General features: G+C 63.9%; 14 protein-coding genes and 3 tRNA genes. All 17 read right to left on the reverse strand.

The genetic code is table 11. From position 1 onward, the window contains the following. Positions 1-21: 21 nt before the first annotated feature. The 17 genes from ACPZMI_RS02390 to ACPZMI_RS02470 all read right to left on the reverse strand — a co-directional run bounded on the left by ACPZMI_RS02390 (position 22) and on the right by ACPZMI_RS02470 (position 16,570). Positions 22-98, reverse strand: a tRNA-Asp gene (locus ACPZMI_RS02390). Between the two features lie 99 nt (positions 99-197). Then, a tRNA-Asp gene (locus tag ACPZMI_RS02395) sits at positions 198-274 on the reverse strand. 79 nt (positions 275-353) lie between these two features. Then, positions 354-429: transfer RNA gene (locus tag ACPZMI_RS02400), tRNA-Val, on the reverse strand. A 167-nt stretch (positions 430-596) separates the two neighbouring features. Continuing rightward, positions 597-1,370 carry an SDR family oxidoreductase gene (locus ACPZMI_RS02405; RefSeq protein WP_411384084.1) on the reverse strand — a complete coding sequence of 258 codons (774 nt, stop codon included), beginning with the start codon at positions 1,368-1,370 and terminating at the stop codon, positions 597-599. Further along, positions 1,367-2,578: an O-succinylhomoserine sulfhydrylase gene (locus ACPZMI_RS02410; protein ID WP_426351600.1), complete on the reverse strand. Its 1,212-nt coding sequence runs from the start codon at positions 2,576-2,578 to the stop codon at positions 1,367-1,369. The genes ACPZMI_RS02405 and ACPZMI_RS02410 overlap by 4 nt, the downstream gene beginning before the upstream one ends. 25 nt (positions 2,579-2,603) lie before the next feature. Further along, a complete protein-coding gene (gene purF, locus ACPZMI_RS02415; RefSeq protein ID WP_186666774.1) occupies positions 2,604-4,109 on the reverse strand; it encodes an amidophosphoribosyltransferase in 1,506 nt (501 codons plus the stop codon). Positions 4,110-4,151: 42 nt separating this feature from the next. Continuing rightward, entirely contained in the window at positions 4,152-4,706 is a 555-nt protein-coding gene (locus tag ACPZMI_RS02420) for a CvpA family protein (protein WP_186666775.1), read from the reverse strand. A gap of 196 nt (positions 4,707-4,902) precedes the next feature. Continuing rightward, positions 4,903-5,580 (reverse strand): SPOR domain-containing protein, encoded by a 678-nt coding sequence (locus tag ACPZMI_RS02425; RefSeq protein WP_426351601.1) that lies wholly within the window; start codon positions 5,578-5,580, stop codon positions 4,903-4,905. Beyond that, positions 5,564-6,871, reverse strand: coding sequence for a bifunctional tetrahydrofolate synthase/dihydrofolate synthase (gene folC, locus ACPZMI_RS02430; RefSeq protein WP_186707927.1), 1,308 nt, complete (start codon positions 6,869-6,871; stop codon positions 5,564-5,566). Before folC ends, ACPZMI_RS02425 begins: the two co-directional genes overlap by 17 nt. Continuing rightward, complete coding sequence (gene accD / locus ACPZMI_RS02435) at positions 6,871-7,764, reverse strand: acetyl-CoA carboxylase, carboxyltransferase subunit beta (protein ID WP_186707929.1); 894 nt, start codon at positions 7,762-7,764, stop codon at positions 6,871-6,873. Before accD ends, folC begins: the two co-directional genes overlap by 1 nt. 252 nt (positions 7,765-8,016) lie before the next feature. Next, a complete protein-coding gene (locus tag ACPZMI_RS02440; protein WP_426351602.1) occupies positions 8,017-8,637 on the reverse strand; it encodes a phosphoribosylanthranilate isomerase in 621 nt (206 codons plus the stop codon). A gap of 60 nt (positions 8,638-8,697) precedes the next feature. Further along, on the reverse strand, positions 8,698-9,552 hold the full coding sequence (truA, locus tag ACPZMI_RS02445; RefSeq protein ID WP_426351603.1) for a tRNA pseudouridine(38-40) synthase TruA: 855 nt from the start codon (positions 9,550-9,552) through the stop codon (positions 8,698-8,700). A gap of 95 nt (positions 9,553-9,647) precedes the next feature. Then, a complete protein-coding gene (locus tag ACPZMI_RS02450; protein ID WP_426351604.1) occupies positions 9,648-12,308 on the reverse strand; it encodes a motility hub landmark protein FimV in 2,661 nt (886 codons plus the stop codon). Between the two features lie 72 nt (positions 12,309-12,380). Further along, complete coding sequence (locus ACPZMI_RS02455) at positions 12,381-13,385, reverse strand: aspartate-semialdehyde dehydrogenase (protein WP_186722455.1); 1,005 nt, start codon at positions 13,383-13,385, stop codon at positions 12,381-12,383. A gap of 108 nt (positions 13,386-13,493) precedes the next feature. Further along, on the reverse strand, positions 13,494-14,606 hold the full coding sequence (gene asd, locus ACPZMI_RS02460; protein ID WP_186666781.1) for an aspartate-semialdehyde dehydrogenase: 1,113 nt from the start codon (positions 14,604-14,606) through the stop codon (positions 13,494-13,496). 64 nt (positions 14,607-14,670) lie between these two features. After that, the gene (gene leuB, locus ACPZMI_RS02465) at positions 14,671-15,753 is read right to left on the reverse strand and encodes a 3-isopropylmalate dehydrogenase (protein ID WP_426351605.1); all 1,083 of its coding nucleotides are present in this window, start codon (positions 15,751-15,753) and stop codon (positions 14,671-14,673) included. 52 nt (positions 15,754-15,805) lie between these two features. Further along, positions 15,806-16,570 (reverse strand): class I SAM-dependent methyltransferase, encoded by a 765-nt coding sequence (locus tag ACPZMI_RS02470; RefSeq protein ID WP_186666783.1) that lies wholly within the window; start codon positions 16,568-16,570, stop codon positions 15,806-15,808. Positions 16,571-16,628 lie beyond the last annotated feature (58 nt).

Consider the following 16,628-nt stretch of genomic DNA (forward strand, 5'->3'; position numbering starts at 1 on the left):
CTAGGGCCTCAAAGCAGAAGATGGCGCAGCGGACGGGACTCGAACCCGCGACCCCCGGCGTGACAGGCCGGTATTCTAACCGACTGAACTACCGCTGCGTATCTTGCAGGCCGTAACCTGCTTGAAACTGGGATCTGGCAGAAAGGTCTTGCCTTTATGCCACAGACCGGTGAATCTCACCCATCTGTTGAAGTAAGTGGCGCAGCGGACGGGACTCGAACCCGCGACCCCCGGCGTGACAGGCCGGTATTCTAACCGACTGAACTACCGCTGCGCATGTGGACTTGCGTCCTGTTCCTCTCTGGTAGGAAGCCTCTTTCGAAGCGTCCCGGGCCAGGAACAATCTCAGGAAGTGGTGGGTGATGACGGGATCGAACCGCCGACCCTCTGCTTGTAAGGCAGATGCTCTCCCGGCTGAGCTAATCACCCTCGCGATGTTGCTTGTTGCGTTTGCTTCGCTGAGGCCGCGAAATTTACGCAGGTACCGATGCTAAGTCAATAGCCCCGTTGAATTTTTTTTCAAAAACCTGAAAAAACGCCAGAACGAAAAAGGAGCCTTGTCGGCTCCTTTGCTTTGCACAGCGACAAGTGACGCGTCAGCTGTAGATCATCTTGCGGCTCATGCCACCATCGACCACGAACTCCTGGCCTGTGACGAACCCGGCCTGACGCGACAACAGCCAGGCCACCAGTGCCGCGACATCCTCCACCGTCCCTACCCTGCCCGTTGGATGCTGGGCATGGTCGGCTTCGGTGAGGGGTTCGGCGCGGCGCTGGGACGGATCGCGAGCGTCGACCCAACCAGGGCTGACGGCATTGACCCGGATCTCCGGCCCCAGGCTCATGGCCAGGGCGTGGGTCAGTGCCAGCAGCCCACCCTTGCTCGCGGCATAGGCCTCGGTATCCGGCTCCGACTGACGTGCACGCGTGGAGGCCAGGTTGACGATCGCCCCGCCATGCGCGCGCAGGTAAGGCGCACAATGCTTGGCCAGCAACATCGGGCCACTGAGGTTGACCGCCAATACACGATTCCATTGCGCGAGGCTCAGGCTTTCGAGTGTATGGTTGTGCGGGTTGGCAATGGCCGCGTTGCACACCAGCGCATCCAGACGCCCGAACTGGCCCAGTACCTGCGCCACGCCAGCGCTGACCTGAGCCTCGTCGGAAACATCCATGGCGATGAACCAGGCGTTGCTGCCCAGTGTCTTGGCAACCTTGGACCCACGTTGGCGGTCCAGGTCACTCAACACCACCTGCCAACCTTCGCAGATCAGCCAGGCGGCGATGCCCAGGCCGATGCCGCGCGCGGCACCGGTCACCAGGGCCACCCGACCGTTATGGTCTGGCTCGCCGCCTGCCCAGTCGATCACAGCGCTGCCAACCCACGCGCCAGGTCGGCCTGCAGGTCGGCGACGTCCTCAAGCCCCACCGCAACGCGAATCAGGCTGTCGCGGATGCCGGCTGCCTCACGCTCCTGCGGGCTCAGACGACCGTGGGAGGTGGTCGCCGGATGGGCGATGGTGGTCTTGCTGTCACCCAGGTTCGTGGTGATCGAAATCACTCGAGTGGCGTCGATAAAGCGCCAGGCGCCCTCTTTGCCACCCTTGACCTCGAAGCTGACCACGGCGCCGAAGCCACTCATCTGGTGCTTGGCCAGTTCGTGTTGCGGGTGGCTTGGCAGGCCGGCGTAATGCACCTTCTCTACACCATCCTGCTGCTCCAGCCACTCAGCCAAGGCCTGCGCGCTCTCGCAGTGTGCACGCATGCGCAGCTTGAGGGTCTCCAGGCCCTTGGTGAAAATCCAGGCATTGAACGGGCTGAGGGTCGGCCCCGCGGTACGCAGAAAGCCCACCACTTCCTTCATCTGCTCGGCACGACCGGCAACCACACCGCCCATGCAACGGCCCTGGCCGTCAATGAACTTGGTCGCGGAGTGGAAGACGATGTCGGCACCCAGCTTGAGTGGTTGCTGCAGCGCCGGAGTGCTGAAGCAGTTGTCCACCACCAGCATCGCGCCACCGGCATGGGCGATTTCGGCCAGTGCAGCGATATCCACCAGTTCTGCCAGCGGGTTGGACGGCGACTCGACGATCAGCAGCTTGGTGTTGGCCTTGAGGGCGTTCTTCCAACCGCCGAGATCGACCAGCGGCACATAGTCCACCTGCACGCCGAAGCGCTTGAAATACTTTTCGAACAGGCTGATGGTCGAGCCGAATACGCTCTGCGATACCAGCACGTGATCGCCAGCGCTGCACAGCGACATGACCACGGCGAGAATCGCCGCCATGCCGGTGGAAGTCGCCACGCCCTGCTCTGCGCCTTCCATGGCCGCCAGGCGTTCCTCGAAGGCACGCACGGTCGGGTTGGTGTAGCGCGAATAAACGTTGCCCGGCGTTTCGCCAGCAAACCGCGCAGCCGCATCGGCGGCCGTGCGGAAGACATAGCTGGAGGTCAGGAACAGTGCTTCGCTGTGCTCGCCCTCAGGCGTACGGTGCTGACCGGCACGCACTGCCAGGGTGTCGAAACCGACACCCTCCAGGTCGCTGTCCAGCCGTCCGGCATCCCATTGATCCGTCATGCCGTTACTCCTAAAAAGCCCAAAGTCAGTTGTTGTACAGGTCGATGATCGCGCTGACAGCCTGGGTCTTGACCTTGGCCGCATCGTTACGAGCCTGCTCGATACGTTCCAGATAGGCATCGTCGATGTCGCCGGTGACGTATTCACCGTTGAACACCGCGCAATCGAAGTGCTCGATCTTGATCTTGCCACCACCGACCGATTCGATCAGGTCCGGCAGGTCCTGATAAATCAGCCAGTCGGCGCCGATCAACTCGGCCACCTGTTCGGTGGTACGGTTGTGGGCGATCAGTTCGTGAGCGCTCGGCATGTCGATGCCGTAGACGTTGGGGTAACGCACAGCCGGCGCCGCGGAGCAGAAGTAGACGTTCTTCGCGCCTGCCTCACGGGCCATCTGGATGATCTGCTTGCAGGTGGTACCACGCACGATCGAGTCGTCCACCAGCATCACGTTCTTGCCACGGAACTCGAGTTCGATGGCGTTGAGCTTCTGGCGTACGGACTTCTTGCGCGCAGCCTGGCCGGGCATGATGAAGGTACGGCCGATGTAGCGGTTCTTGACGAAGCCTTCGCGGAACTTCACACCCAGGTGGTTGGCCAGCTCCAGGGCCGCGGTGCGGCTGGTGTCCGGGATCGGGATGACCACGTCGATGTCGTGCTCGGGGCGCTCGCGACGGATCTTCTCGGCCAGCTTCTCGCCCATGCGCAGACGCGCCTTGTACACCGAGACGCCATCCATGATCGAGTCAGGACGGGCCAGGTAGACATGCTCGAAGATGCAGGGCTGCAGTTTCGGGTTGTTGGCACACTGCTTGGTGTACATCTGCCCTTCTTCGGTGATGTATACCGCTTCACCCGGCGCCAGGTCACGGATCAGGGTGAAGCCGAGGACGTCCAGGGCAACGCTTTCGGAGGCGATCATGTACTCGACGCCTTCGTCGGTGTGGCGCTGGCCGAACACCACCGGGCGAATCCCGTTGGGATCGCGGAAGCCGACGATGCCGTAGCCGGTGATCATCGCCACCACCGCATAGCCACCGACGCAGCGGCTGTGCACGTGAGAGACCGCCGCGAACACGTCTTCCTCGGTCGGCTGCAGCTTGCCGCGTACAGCCAGCTCATGGGCGAACACGTTGAGCAGCACTTCCGAGTCGGAATTGGTGTTGACGTGACGCAGGTCGGACTCGTAGATCTCCTTGGCCAACTGCTCGACGTTGGTCAGGTTGCCGTTGTGCGCAAGGGTGATGCCATATGGCGAGTTGACGTAGAACGGCTGGGCCTCGGCCGAGGTGGAGCTGCCCGCGGTCGGGTAGCGCACATGGCCGATGCCCATGTGGCCGACCAGGCGCTGCATGTGGCGCTGCTGGAAGACGTCGCGCACCAGGCCATTATCCTTGCGCAGGAACAACCGGCCGTCATGGCTGGTAACGATACCGGCAGCGTCCTGGCCGCGGTGCTGGAGGACCGTTAGCGCGTCATACAGCGCCTGATTGACGTTCGACTTACCGACGATACCGACGATGCCACACATGCGACGCAACCCCTACTTTGACGAAACTTGAGTGAAAAGCGCTCAGGGCCGGGATGGACCGAGCAGCTGTTCCTTGAACGGAAGATCAACTGGAGAGCTGATCCCACTGGACATCCACTGACCGGCAAAACCGAGAATCAGGTTCTTCGACCAGTCAGCGACCAATAGAAATTGTGGTATCAGGCGTGATTCCTGCCACCACGGATCCTGTTGTACCGGGCCCAGGCTGAGCAGCCCGACGGCCACCACCACCAGCAAGGCCCCGCGCGCGGCGCCGAACGCCATGCCGAGGAAACGATCGGTGCCGGACAGCCCGGTCACGCGGATCAGCTCGCCGACGAGGAAGTTGATCATCGCCCCCACCAACAGGGTGGCGACGAAAAGAATGGTACACCCGGCGATGATTCGTGCCGAGGGTGTCTGGATATAGCTCTCCAGGTACTGCGACAGCGACCCGCCGAACATCCAGGCGACCGCGCCGGCAATGATCCAGATGAGCAAGGACAAGGCTTCCTTGACGAAGCCGCGCTTGAGACTGATCAGTGAGGAAACGGCGACGACCGCAATGATCGCCCAATCAACCCAGGTAAATGCCACGGTGCTGCCTGCAGACGTTTGAGGCGGCGCATTTTAACAGAGCGAAGGGCTTGGGGTAAGCGGAATGTCACGTCGCTGAAGGCCTGCAGCCTGACTTCCAGGACAACTTTGCCGCATTCGCGAAGGATGGAATCCGAACGAAAAACGGCCCTGCCCGACCTGCATCAATGCGCAGATCGGGCAGGGCCGTCCGGATTCAGCCTCGTTCCGGCTGGAAACGAACCACGATACCCTTGAGATTCTGCTGGCGGTTGATCACATCACGCACACGCTCGGCTTCAGCGCGGTCGATCAGCGGACCGACGAACACCCGATTCATCCCGTCAGCCGAACGGATGTAGGCGTTGTAGCCCTGACTGCGCAGGGTCTTCTGCAGGTTATCGGCCCCAGCGCGGTTGGACAGGCTGGCCAGTTGGACCGACCAACTTACCGGCAGACCGTTGGCGTCGATCTTCGACGCTGCCGCCGGCTTGCTTGCACTGGCGGTGGCAGCAGGTGCCGGAGTGGCAGGCTGCACCGGGCGCGTTTCAACTTTAGCGGCAGGCGCTGGCGGCTTGACCACCGGCACCTGGGCGACCTGCGAAGGCGACGGAGTGATCGGCTGGCTTGGCGCGCTGACCGGCGCAGTGGACTCATCGACCACCACCGGCGCTTGCTCCGAGGGATCGGGCAGCGCCTGGGGCTCCGGCACCTGCACAGGCTCCACCTTGACCTCAGGCAGGCTTGGCATGGCCGGCGCCTGGGGCGCCTCGACACGCACCTGGCGCATCTCGTCCTCGCGGGTGAACAGCATCGGCAGGAAGATCACCGCCAGCGCCACCAGCACCAGCGCACCGACCATGCGCTGCTTCATCCCTTTATCCAGCACTGCCATCTACTCCATCCTCCGGGGCCTGCCGCTCGAGCCATTCCAAGGCTTGGCCGACGCAGAAAAACGAACCGAACAGCAGGATCTGGTCATCCGCCGTTGCCTGTGCACACTGCCCTTCGAGGGCTGCGGCGACACTGGCATAAGACTTCACCGTAGCACCTTCGTTCGTCAAGGCGGTGGCCAGTTCGGCAGCGGTGCGGCTGCGCGGGGTGTCCAGAGGGGTTACCGCCCAGTCGTCGACCAGGCCCTGCAATGGCGCGATCACGCCTTCCAGGTCCTTGTCTGCGAGCAGGCCGAAAACCGCCAGGCGACGCCCCTTCAGCGGGCGTGCAGCCAGGCGGCGAGCCAGGTACTCGGCGGCATGCGGGTTGTGCCCGACATCCAGCAGCAGCTCCACCGCCTTGCCCTGCCAGGTCAACTGGCGACGGTCCAGGCGACCGGTAATGCGGGTATCGAGCAATGCCTGGCGAACTTGCGCTGCCTGCCACGGCAAACCCATCAGCAGATAGGCCTGCAGTGCCAGGGCAGCGTTTTCCATGGGCAGGTCGAGCAGCGGCAGGTCATGCAGCTCCACCGACTGACCATCGGTCGCAGTACCACGCCAGCTCCAGCGGCCTTCAGCGCTGCCAAGGTCGAACTCACGCCCACGCAGGAACAGCGGCGCAGCCAGTTCGGCGGCCTTGTCCAGCAGCGGCTGCGGTGGGTCCAGGTCGCCGCACAGCGCCGGCTTGCCCGCACGGAAGATGCCAGCCTTCTCGAAGGCCACCAGTTCGCGGGTGTCACCCAGGTAATCGACATGGTCGACACCGATGCTGGTCACCAGCGCCAGGTCGGCATCCACCACGTTCACGGTGTCCAGACGGCCACCAAGGCCCACTTCGAGCACCACGGCATCGAGTTGCGACTGCTGGAACAGCCAGAACGCCGCCAACGTACCCATCTCGAAGTAGGTAAGGGAAATCTCGCCCCGCACCGCCTCGACGGCGGCGAAGGCTTCGCACAGTCGCTCATCGCTGGCTTCGACGCCATCGATCAGCACCCTTTCGTTGTAACGCAACAGGTGCGGCGAGCTGTACACGCCGACCTTCAGCCCCTGGGCACGCAGCAGCGAGGCGACGAACGCGCAGGTCGAGCCCTTGCCGTTGGTGCCGGTAACCGTCACCACCCGCGGCGCCAGCCGACCGAGCGCGAGGCGCGCCAGCACCTGCTGCGAACGCTCCAGGCCCATGTCGATGGCCGAAGGGTGCAACTGCTCGAGGTATGCGAGCCACTCGCCCAGAGTACGCTGGCTCATCACGCGACGACGGCCGCTTCTTTCGCCTGCTCGGGGGTCGGTTGGCCGGTCATCTGGGCCAACAGGCGGGCCAGGCGTGGACGCAGCTCATGACGGGAGATGATCAGGTCGATGGCGCCGTGCTCCAGCAGGAACTCGCTGCGCTGGAAGCCCTCTGGCAGTTTTTCGCGCACGGTCTGCTCGATCACACGCGGGCCGGCAAAGCCGATCAACGCCTTCGGTTCGCCAACGATGACATCGCCCAGCATCGCGAGGCTGGCGGATACACCACCATAGACCGGGTCGGTCAGCACCGAGATGAACGGGATGCCCTCTTCACGCAGGCGCGCCAGCACCGCCGAGGTCTTGGCCATCTGCATCAGCGAGATCAGCGCTTCCTGCATGCGCGCACCGCCGGAGGCGGAGAAACAGATCATCGGGCAACGGTTTTCCAGGGCGTAGTTGGCTGCGCGCACAAAGCGCTCGCCGACGATGGCACCCATCGACCCCCCCATGAAGGAGAACTCGAAGGCGCTGACCACGATCGGCATGCCCATGAGGGTACCGCTGACCGAGACCAGCGCGTCCTTCTCGCCAGTCTGCTTCTGGGCAGCGGTCAGGCGATCCTTGTACTTCTTGCCATCACGGAACTTCAGGCGATCGACCGGTTCCAGGTCGGCACCCAGCTCGGCGCGGCCTTCGGCATCGAGGAAGATGTCGATACGCTCACGGGCGCCGATACGCATGTGATGGTTGCACTTGGGGCAGACGTCGAGTGTTTTTTCCAGCTCCGGACGATACAGCACGGCTTCGCAAGCCGGGCACTTGTGCCACAGGCCTTCCGGCACCGAGCTCTTCTTCACCTCGGAACGCATGATCGAAGGGATCAGTTTGTCTACCAACCAGTTGCTCATGCTCTATTCTCCCGTTTTGGCCGCTGGCGGGCTTGCTGTCGCCTGCCCTGCCCCGACCCTTGAGCTCAAATTCGTGTTCGAAACGACGATGGACCGGTCACGGGGACCACCCGCGCACCACTCCACCTTCAACCTGTACGCCGACGCCCCTGGCGTCGCGTGTTCTGATGACCAGCCCCACGGGGCCAGCCGGGCAGCACCGGGCTGCGATAGCTATGGACGATGGCACGCCGCCAACCGTCACATCCACCGTCACGCCGCGCGGACCGCGCGCATGAAGGCTTCGATCTTGCTGGCATCCTTGATGCCCTTGGCCTGCTCGACGCCGCCACTGACGTCCACCGCATAGGGGCGAACCTGGGCAATGGCCTGGCCGACGTTGTCCGCCGACAACCCACCCGCGAGGATGATCGGCTTGCTCAGACGCTCCGGCACCAGCGACCAATCGAAGGCCTCGCCAGTCCCCCCCGGTACGCCGGCCACGTAGGTGTCCAGGAGAATGCCACGGGCGCCGGAGTACTGCTGGCAGGCAGCCTCGATATCATCCCCGGGGCGCACTCGCAGGGCCTTGATCCACGGGCGATGATAGCCTCCGCAATCAGCGGGGGTTTCGTCGCCGTGGAACTGTAGCAGGTCCAGTGGAACCACCTCGAGGATCTCGTTCAGCTCACAGCGTGACGCGTTGACGAACAGCCCCACCGTGGTCACGAAGGGCGGCAACTGCTCGATGATCGCCCGCGCCTGGCGCACATCCACCGCGCGCGGGCTCTTGGCATAGAAGACGAAGCCAATGGCATCGGCACCGGCCTCGACGGCGGCCAGCGCATCTTCGATGCGGGTAATCCCGCAGATCTTGGTGCGGACGTTGCTCATGGACGACGAACCTTGAGTGATCGGTGAAGGGCCGGATGTTAGCAAATGACGTTTCGCCCGTCAGTCTGCCAACGCCTCGTAGCCTGTAAGAAAGTGTGGGCCGATGTAACGCTGCGGCAGGGCGAACTCTTCCGGATACTCCACCTGCACCAGGTACAGGCCGTAAGGGTGCGCCGTCACGCCCCCCTCCCGACGGTTGCGCCCCTCGAGCACCTCACGGGCCCACTCCACAGAGCGCTCGCCGGCACCGATGGTCATGAGCACACCAGCGATATTGCGCACCATGTGATGCAGGAAGGCCGTGGCACGTACATCGAGCACGATCATCCGACCATGGCGGGTAACACGCAGGTGGTGGATATGCTTGATCGGCGACTTGGCCTGGCACTGGCTGGCCCTGAACGCGCTGAAGTCATGGGTGCCGAGCAAGTATTCGGCGGCCTCGGCCATCGCCGCGACATCCAGCGGGCGGTGATTCCAGGTCACCTCTTCGGCCAGGTGCGCCGGACGGATCGGATCGTTGTAGATGACGTAGCGGTAACGCCGGGCGGTGGCCTTGAACCGCGCATGGAAGTGCGCAGGCATCGTCCGCGCCCAGACCACGCTGATGTCATGGGGCAGGTTGAAGTTGGTGCCCAGGGTCCAGGCACGCTCGTCACGCACTGCACGGGTATCGAAGTGCACCACCTGGCCGCAGCCGTGAACGCCGGCGTCGGTGCGCCCGGCGCACATGACACTGATCGGCGAGTCGGCGACCTTCGACAATGCCTGCTCCAGCGCCTGCTGGACACTGGGCACGCCGCTGGCCTGGCGTTGCCAGCCGCGGTAGCGCGAACCTTTGTATTCCACGCCCAGGGCGATGCGCGAGTACCCTTCAGCCGCCGATTCGGCCGCGTCGATGTCGTTGATGTCCAAGAAAGCCAAACCTGTGGATGAAACGAAAAGGCGGCCATTATAACGACAACGGCAGCCCTCAGGGCTGCCGTTGTCCGTTCGGGGCCAGCTACGCGTCAGACCAGACGCGACAGCATGTCCTGCGCCTCCTGGCGCTGACCGTCGTCGCCATCCTTGACCACCTCGTCGAGGATATCCCGGGCACCCTGGTGATCGCCCATGTCGATGTAGGCGCGAGCCAGGTCGAGCTTGGTGGCCACTTCGTCGGCGCCGGAGAAGAAGTCGAAGTCCAGGTCATCCAGGGCTCCGGGCTCGAGCGCCGCATCCTCGGCGGTGAAGTGCGGCTCCAGCGACGGCGATGCCAGGCTCTGCGACAACTTGTCGAGCTCGGCGTTGACGTCACTGAGCTCCGAGGCGAAGTGCTTGTCGGCCGGCGATTCGTCATCCAGCGACAACGACAGGTCGAAGTCGTCCGGCAGTTCGAGCTCGGAAATCGGGTCGAACTCCGGAATCTCGTCGAAGGCCGCCAGCTCGGCGGCGACATCCACGGGCGCCTCCGGCTCGGCAGCAGGCGACGCGGCTACCGCAGGCTCACCGACATCCAGATCGAAGTCCGCCAGATCATCCAGGCTTTGTGGCTCGGATTGCGCCTGAGCCTGCGCCAGCAACGCTTCGAAATCGTCGTCGGCATCACTCTCGGCGACCGGCTCGGGCTGAATCGCCGGCTCAGCCACTACCTCGAGCGCTTGCGTCGCCTCAGGTGCATCCAGCACCGGGGCATCGAGCGGGTCGTCGAGCGTCAGGTCATCGTCCAGACTCAGGTCGAACGCGCTGTCCAGATCGTCCGTGGCGGTGGCGGTCACGTCGTCGAGGTCCGGCACGCTGTCCAGCTCAGGCTCAGGCTCGGGCGCCACCGCTACCGCTTCGTCGACAACCGGCTCGGGCTCTGCGGCAGGTGCAGCCTCGTGCTCCTGAAGCAGCTCCTGCACATACTGCTCGTCCATCTCCGCCGCCAGCGCAGCCGCGCCGAGCCCTGCCACCGCTGCAACACCGAGCATGGCCGGATAACGCTGCTTGAGCCCCTCGACTTCGCCCTGGTTCTCAGGTGTACCGGGCAACTGACGCTCCTGGCCGGCGAACGCGTCCTGATCACCTTGGCGGGCGTAGACTTCCATCAGTTTCAGGCGCAGGTCGCTGCGCTGCGGCTCAGCAGCCACCACCGGCTCCAGCAGAGTCGCGGCGTGGTTCAAGCGCCCCTTGGCGACACTCTCGTCGACCTCGGCCAACAGCGCCGCGTGCGGATCGGCATCAGCCGGAGCGCTGGCAACGACTGGTTTTTCCGCCGCAGCCGCGGCTGCAGCAGAGGCCGCCACCACGGCAGGCGCCAAGGTCACGCTCGGCGCCGAGACATCCAGCCCATCGAAACTGCTGGGCGGCAGGTCCAGATCCGGACCGCGCTCACCTTCCTCGGCCAGGGCCCGCGCCATGCGCAGGTGCTTCTCTGCTTCCTGCTGGGCCTTGCGCTTGCGCGCCAGAAGCAGCAACAGGAGCAGCAACACGAGGAAGGCCGAGCCCGCCAACAGCGCCAGCAGCAGCGGATTGCCCAGCAGTTCGTCGAGTACGCTCGGTTGCTGCTCTGGCGCCGCCGCTGCTTGCGGCGCAGTATCCGTCGCTGCGGGCGGTGGCGTGACCGCAGGTTCGCCAGGCGCCAGCTGGGCGTTGACCACCGGCTCGACCGGCGGCGTCGCGGCTACAGGTGCTGCCGGCTCGGCGGCACCTTGCGCCTCGAGACGCGCCAATTGGTCGTTCTTCAGTTCGATCAGACGCTGCAGCTTGTCCAGCTGGCTCTGCAGGTCGGTCATCCGGCTCTTGAGTTCTTCGTTGTCGCGGCGGCTGGTATCCAGGCTTTCCTGGGCCACGGCCAGCTTGTCGCTGAGGGCCTTGGCACTACCGGCACCCGCCTGGGTGCCGGGCGCAACCAGCCGCAGGTTATCGCCCTGGGCGATACGTGCAGGCGCGGCTTCGGCGGCCCCTCGACGGGTAGCGTCCAACTGCCGCGCACGCGGCCCCAGGCGCCGACCTTCGCGCCAGGCCGCGTACTGCTCGGAAACCTCGCGGATCGCCTCGCCCTGGGCGATGCTGCGGATCTGCTGCTGGTCAGGAAGACGCAGCACCTGACCGGTCTTGAGCTGGTTGATGTTGTTGCCGATGAAGGCATCGGGATTCAGGGCCTGGATCGCCAGCATGGTCTGCTGGATCGAACCGCCGTGGGTGTTGCGCGCAGCGATCTGCCAGAGCGTGTCGCGCTGGCGCGTGGTGTAGCTGGCGGCGCTCACCGCCGGGCTGATGGTCCCCTGGGCAGGCTTGGCGTTGGCCTGTTGCGGCTTGTCGAGCGCCACGTTGTAGTCACGCAACAGCCGCCCTTGGGGCCACATCACCTGAACCAGGAACTTGACCACCGGCTCCGGCAGCGGCTTGCTGGATGTCACGCGCAACACGCTGCGACCGTTGGGGTTGATCACCGGCGTGAACGTCAGGTCTTCCAGATAGGCGGGCAGCGTCACCCCAGCCTTGGCGAACTCCTCGGGAGGGGCCAGGCTCGGCGCCACTTCGGCGGCGGTGAGGTCGCGCACATCGAGCAACTCGATCTCGGCATCCAGCGGCTGGTTCTGCGCCGACTTGAGGGTCAACTCCCCCAGGCCAAGGGCATTGGCCATGCCGGACGACAGCGCCGAGGCGGCCGCGATGGCCAGAACCAGTTTGCGAATTCGAAGCATGACCTCTTCCCTTGTATGAATCGTCCTAAAAACCTGCCAGTGGTGTAGGACAAAATTGCTGGCCAGTATCTTTTACGCCATTTTTTTTATCAACAATTGCGCCAATTGTACGGCGTTGAGCGCCGCACCCTTGCGCACGTTGTCGGTGGTCAGCCACAAGTTGAGTTGCTGATCCTCATCGACGCCATGGCGTACACGACCAACATAGACCACGTCTTGGCCCACTGCGTCACCGACAGGGGTCGGATAATCGTCATTTTCCACACGCTCGACGCTGACAGCGGCATCCAGCGCCTGGTTGACCGACTGCAGATCGACCGGCTGACGGCTCTGCACCGCCACACTGAAGCTATCGCCGAAAAACACCGGGACTTGAACGCAACTCACGGAAATCTTCAGTTCAGGCAGCCCCAGCAGCACGCGCAGTTCGCTGACCAGGCGACGCTCCAGCGTTGCATGCCCCTGCTCATCGGTGGCACCCACCTGCGCCAGCAGGTTGAACGCCACCTGGCGATCGAAGAAACGCGGCTCCAACGGGCGGGCGTTGAGCAGCTCGGCCGTCTGCCGCGCCAGCTCGTTCACCGCCTCGCGCCCCTGGGACGAGATGGCCAGGCAGGCCATCACCTGGACCCGCTCGATATCCAGCAACCCCTTGAGCGGTGCCAACGCGACAGCCAGAGCAACAGCGGCGCTGCTTGGGCTGGCCAGCAAGGCTGGCAATGCAAGGCTGTCCACGACCTCGCCATTGGCCTCCGGCACCAGCGCCAGCGCGTCATCCAGCCCGCCCGACAGATCGATCACCGAGCAGCCGGCCTCGCGTGCCTTCTGCGCAAAACTGCGGCTGACGGCAGCACCTGCTGCGAAGAACGCCAGCTTGACCTGGGCGAAGTCGAAGCTGTCCACCTCACGCACTCGCACCTTCTTGCCGGCGAACATCACACTGCTGCCCGCCGACTCCATGCTGGCCAGCAGGTGCAGGGTCGCGACCGGGAACTCCAGCTCCTCGAGAATCTGCACGAGGGTCTCACCGACGCTGCCGGTGGCGCCGACAACGGCGATATCTAGGGGTTGGCTCATGGTTTGGCTCCTTCTGCGGGTACGGCGGGAGCGGCACTTTACTTGATTGCCGCACAAACAAAAAACCCGCGCTGTCTCCAGCACGGGTTTTCGCTCAGCTTGAGGCGATCAACGCTCCAGCAGAATCCGCAACATGCGACGCAGTGGCTCGGCAGCGCCCCACAGCAGTTGGTCGCCGACAGTGAAAGCCCCCAGGTACTGGGAACCCATGTTCAGCTTGCGCAGACGACCGACCGGAATGTTCAGGGTACCGGTCACGTTGGTCGGACTCAGTTCCTGCATGCTGATCTCGCGCTGGTTCGGCACCAGCTTCACCCAGGGGTTGTGCTGGCTGATCATGCCTTCGATATCGGCGATCGGCACGTCCTTGTTGAGCTTGATGGTCAGGGCCTGGCTGTGGCAGCGCATGGCGCCGATACGTACGCAGATGCCATCGACCGGAATCGGGCTCTTGAAGCGGCCGAGGATCTTGTTGGTCTCGGCCTGCGCCTTCCACTCCTCACGGCTCTGCCCGTTTGGCAGTTCCTTGTCGATCCACGGGATCAGGCTGCCGGCCAGCGGCACGCCGAAGTTCTCGGTCGGGTAGGCTTCGCTGCGCATGGCTTCGGCAACCTTGCGATCGATGTCGAGGATCGCGCTGGCCGGGTTGGCCAGATCGTCGGCCACCGCGGCATGGGTCGCCCCCATCTGCTTGATCAGCTCGCGCATGTTCTGCGCACCAGCACCGGAGGCCGCCTGGTAAGTCATGGCGCTCATCCACTCGACCAGGCCGGCTTCGAACAGCCCGCCCAGGCCCATCAGCATCAGGCTGACGGTGCAGTTGCCGCCGATATAGTTCTTGGTGCCAGCGTCCAGCTGCTGGTCGATGACCCTGCGGTTGACCGGGTCGAGGATGATGACCGCATCATCCTGCATGCGCAGGGACGAAGCGGCGTCGATCCAGTAACCCTGCCAGCCGGCTTCGCGCAGCTTGGGGAAGACCTCGTTGGTGTAGTCGCCGCCCTGGCAAGTCAGGATCACGTCGAGGGTCTTGAGCTCTTCGATCGAATAAGCGTCCTTGAGCGGAGCAATATCCTTGCCCACGTTCGGGCCTTGGCCACCCACGTTGGAGGTGGTGAAGAACACCGGCTCGATAAGGTCGAAGTCCTGCTCCTCCAGCATCCGCTGCATGAGCACGGAACCGACCATACCGCGCCAACCGATCAGACCTACACGTTTCATCGCAACTACACCTTTGCTAAAAAGTGGGCCGCCATCGAAGGGAAACGATGGCGGGCCAGAGAGATTACAGATTCCGCAGCGCTGCGACTACTGCGTCGCCCATTTCCTGCGTACCGACCTTGGTGCAACCGGCCGACCAGATGTCGCCGGTACGCAGCCCCTGATCCAGCACCCGGCTCACAGCCTGCTCGATCGCCTCGGCAGCGGCCTGCTGGTTGAAGCTGTAACGCAGCATCATCGACACCGAGAGGATGGTCGCCAGCGGGTTGGCGATGCCCTGGCCTGCGATGTCAGGCGCCGAGCCGTGGCATGGCTCGTACATGCCCTTGTTGTCGGCATCCAGCGAAGCAGAAGGCAGCATGCCGATGGAACCGGTCAGCATGGAAGCCTCATCCGACAGAATGTCACCGAACATGTTGTCGGTCACCACCACGTCGAACTGCTTGGGTGCTCGCACCAGCTGCATCGCGGCGTTGTCGACATACATGTGGCTCAGTTCGACGTCCGGGTAGTCCTTGGCCACGTCTTCGACCACTTCACGCCACAGCTGGCTGGAAGCCAGGACGTTGGCCTTGTCCACCGAGCACAGTTTCTTGCCGCGCACGCGAGCCATGTCGAAGCCCACACGGGCGATGCGGCGCACTTCACTCTCGCTGTAGGGCAGGGTGTCATAGGCCTGGCGCTCGCCGCCTTCGAGTTCGCGCTGGCCGCGCGGAGCACCGAAGTAGATGCCACCGGTCAGTTCGCGGACGATGAGGATGTCCAGCCCGGAGACGATCTCGGGCTTGAGCGACGAAGCGCCAGCCAGTTGCGGATAGAGGATCGCCGGACGCAGGTTGGCAAACAGGCCCAGTTGCGAACGAATCTTCAGCAGACCGCGCTCAGGACGGATATCACGCTCGATCTTGTCCCACTTAGGCCCGCCGACGGCGCCGAGCAGCACGGCATCGGCCTTGCGCGCGCGTTCCAGGGTTTCGTCAGCCAGCGGTACGCCGTGCTTGTCGATGGCCGCACCACCGATCACGTCGTGCTCCAGGGCGAAGCCCAGGCCGAACTTCTCGTTGGCCAGTTCCAGCACCTTGACCGCCTCGGCCATGATTTCCGGACCGATGCCATCACCTGGGAGAATCAGAATCTGCTCGCTCATGCTTTCCTCTATTCATTCAAACAGCGCGGCCCGTTCAGCCACGCCGAAAACTCTATCGCTCGGCCCACAGCACCAGGACATCGGTGCTGAAGGAGCCATCGGCTTCGATCTGGTAATACTGCCGCACTTCCTCGCCCATCGCCTGCTGCAACTGGCGAATGGCCACACGCATCGGTTCTGGGGTTCGCATGCGCTCCACCCAGGATGCGAACTCCAGACGCAGGCGCTGACGGCTATGGCTGCGCGTGAACAGCCCTGCCTCACTGACCTGGCGCTGCCACTGGGCGGCAGAATAATCACGCACGTGGCTGGTGTCGCGCAGCACCTCGACGCTTTGCAGGTAGGTGTCGAGCAACGGGCTGCCCGGCGACATGACATCGACGAATGCCGCCACGCCACCGGGCTTGAGCACCCGACGCACTTCACGCAGGGCCAGGCCCAGGTCGCTCCAGTGATGTGCCGAATAGCGGCTGAAGACGAAGTCGAACGATGCGTCGGCGAACGGCAGACGCTCGGCGGCGCCGCGCTCGGTGACGATATTGCCCAGCCCACGCTCGCTGGCGGCCTTGGCAACCACGTCAAGCATCGACTGGGAAAGATCGTATGCCACCACTTCGGCCACCAGTGGGGCCACGTGAAAACTGACATGACCGGCGCCACAGCCCAGGTCCAGCACGCGAGCAGCGCCCTGCCCTTGCAGCTCGGCCTGCAGCAGGGCGAACTCGCTGCCCTGGGCATGCACGGTGCTGCTGAGGTAGGCGCTGGCCTGCTCGCCGAACTGGCGCTGGACTACTTCGGTGTGGCTGGTACCCGTCATGATTGAATCCTTTTGGTTTTATTGCCTGTACCGGCCTCTTCGCGGGCAAGCCCGCTCC

Origin of the sequence: Pseudomonas wayambapalatensis (assembly GCF_049942315.1) — a bacterium.
GTDB classification, from domain to species: Bacteria; Pseudomonadota; Gammaproteobacteria; order Pseudomonadales; family Pseudomonadaceae; genus Aquipseudomonas; species Aquipseudomonas wayambapalatensis.

Excerpts from the sequence above, each read along its gene's own strand:
- ACPZMI_RS02410 (WP_426351600.1), bottom strand. The coding sequence starts at position 2,578 with ATGACGGATCAATGGGATGCCGGACGGCTGGACAGCGACCTGGAGGGT.
- asd (WP_186666781.1), bottom strand. The coding sequence starts at position 14,606 with ATGAAACGTGTAGGTCTGATCGGTTGGCGCGGTATGGTCGGTTCCGTG.
- ACPZMI_RS02440 (WP_426351602.1), bottom strand. The coding sequence starts at position 8,637 with ATGAGCAACGTCCGCACCAAGATCTGCGGGATTACCCGCATCGAAGAT.
- folC (WP_186707927.1), bottom strand. The coding sequence starts at position 6,871 with ATGAGCCAGCGTACTCTGGGCGAGTGGCTCGCATACCTCGAGCAGTTG.
- ACPZMI_RS02470 (WP_186666783.1), bottom strand. The coding sequence starts at position 16,570 with ATGACGGGTACCAGCCACACCGAAGTAGTCCAGCGCCAGTTCGGCGAG.
- ACPZMI_RS02425 (WP_426351601.1), bottom strand. The coding sequence starts at position 5,580 with ATGGCAGTGCTGGATAAAGGGATGAAGCAGCGCATGGTCGGTGCGCTG.
- purF (WP_186666774.1), bottom strand. The coding sequence starts at position 4,109 with ATGTGTGGCATCGTCGGTATCGTCGGTAAGTCGAACGTCAATCAGGCG.
- accD (WP_186707929.1), bottom strand. The coding sequence starts at position 7,764 with ATGAGCAACTGGTTGGTAGACAAACTGATCCCTTCGATCATGCGTTCC.
- ACPZMI_RS02455 (WP_186722455.1), bottom strand. The coding sequence starts at position 13,385 with ATGAGCCAACCCCTAGATATCGCCGTTGTCGGCGCCACCGGCAGCGTC.
- leuB (WP_426351605.1), bottom strand. The coding sequence starts at position 15,753 with ATGAGCGAGCAGATTCTGATTCTCCCAGGTGATGGCATCGGTCCGGAA.
- ACPZMI_RS02450 (WP_426351604.1), bottom strand. The coding sequence starts at position 12,308 with ATGCTTCGAATTCGCAAACTGGTTCTGGCCATCGCGGCCGCCTCGGCG.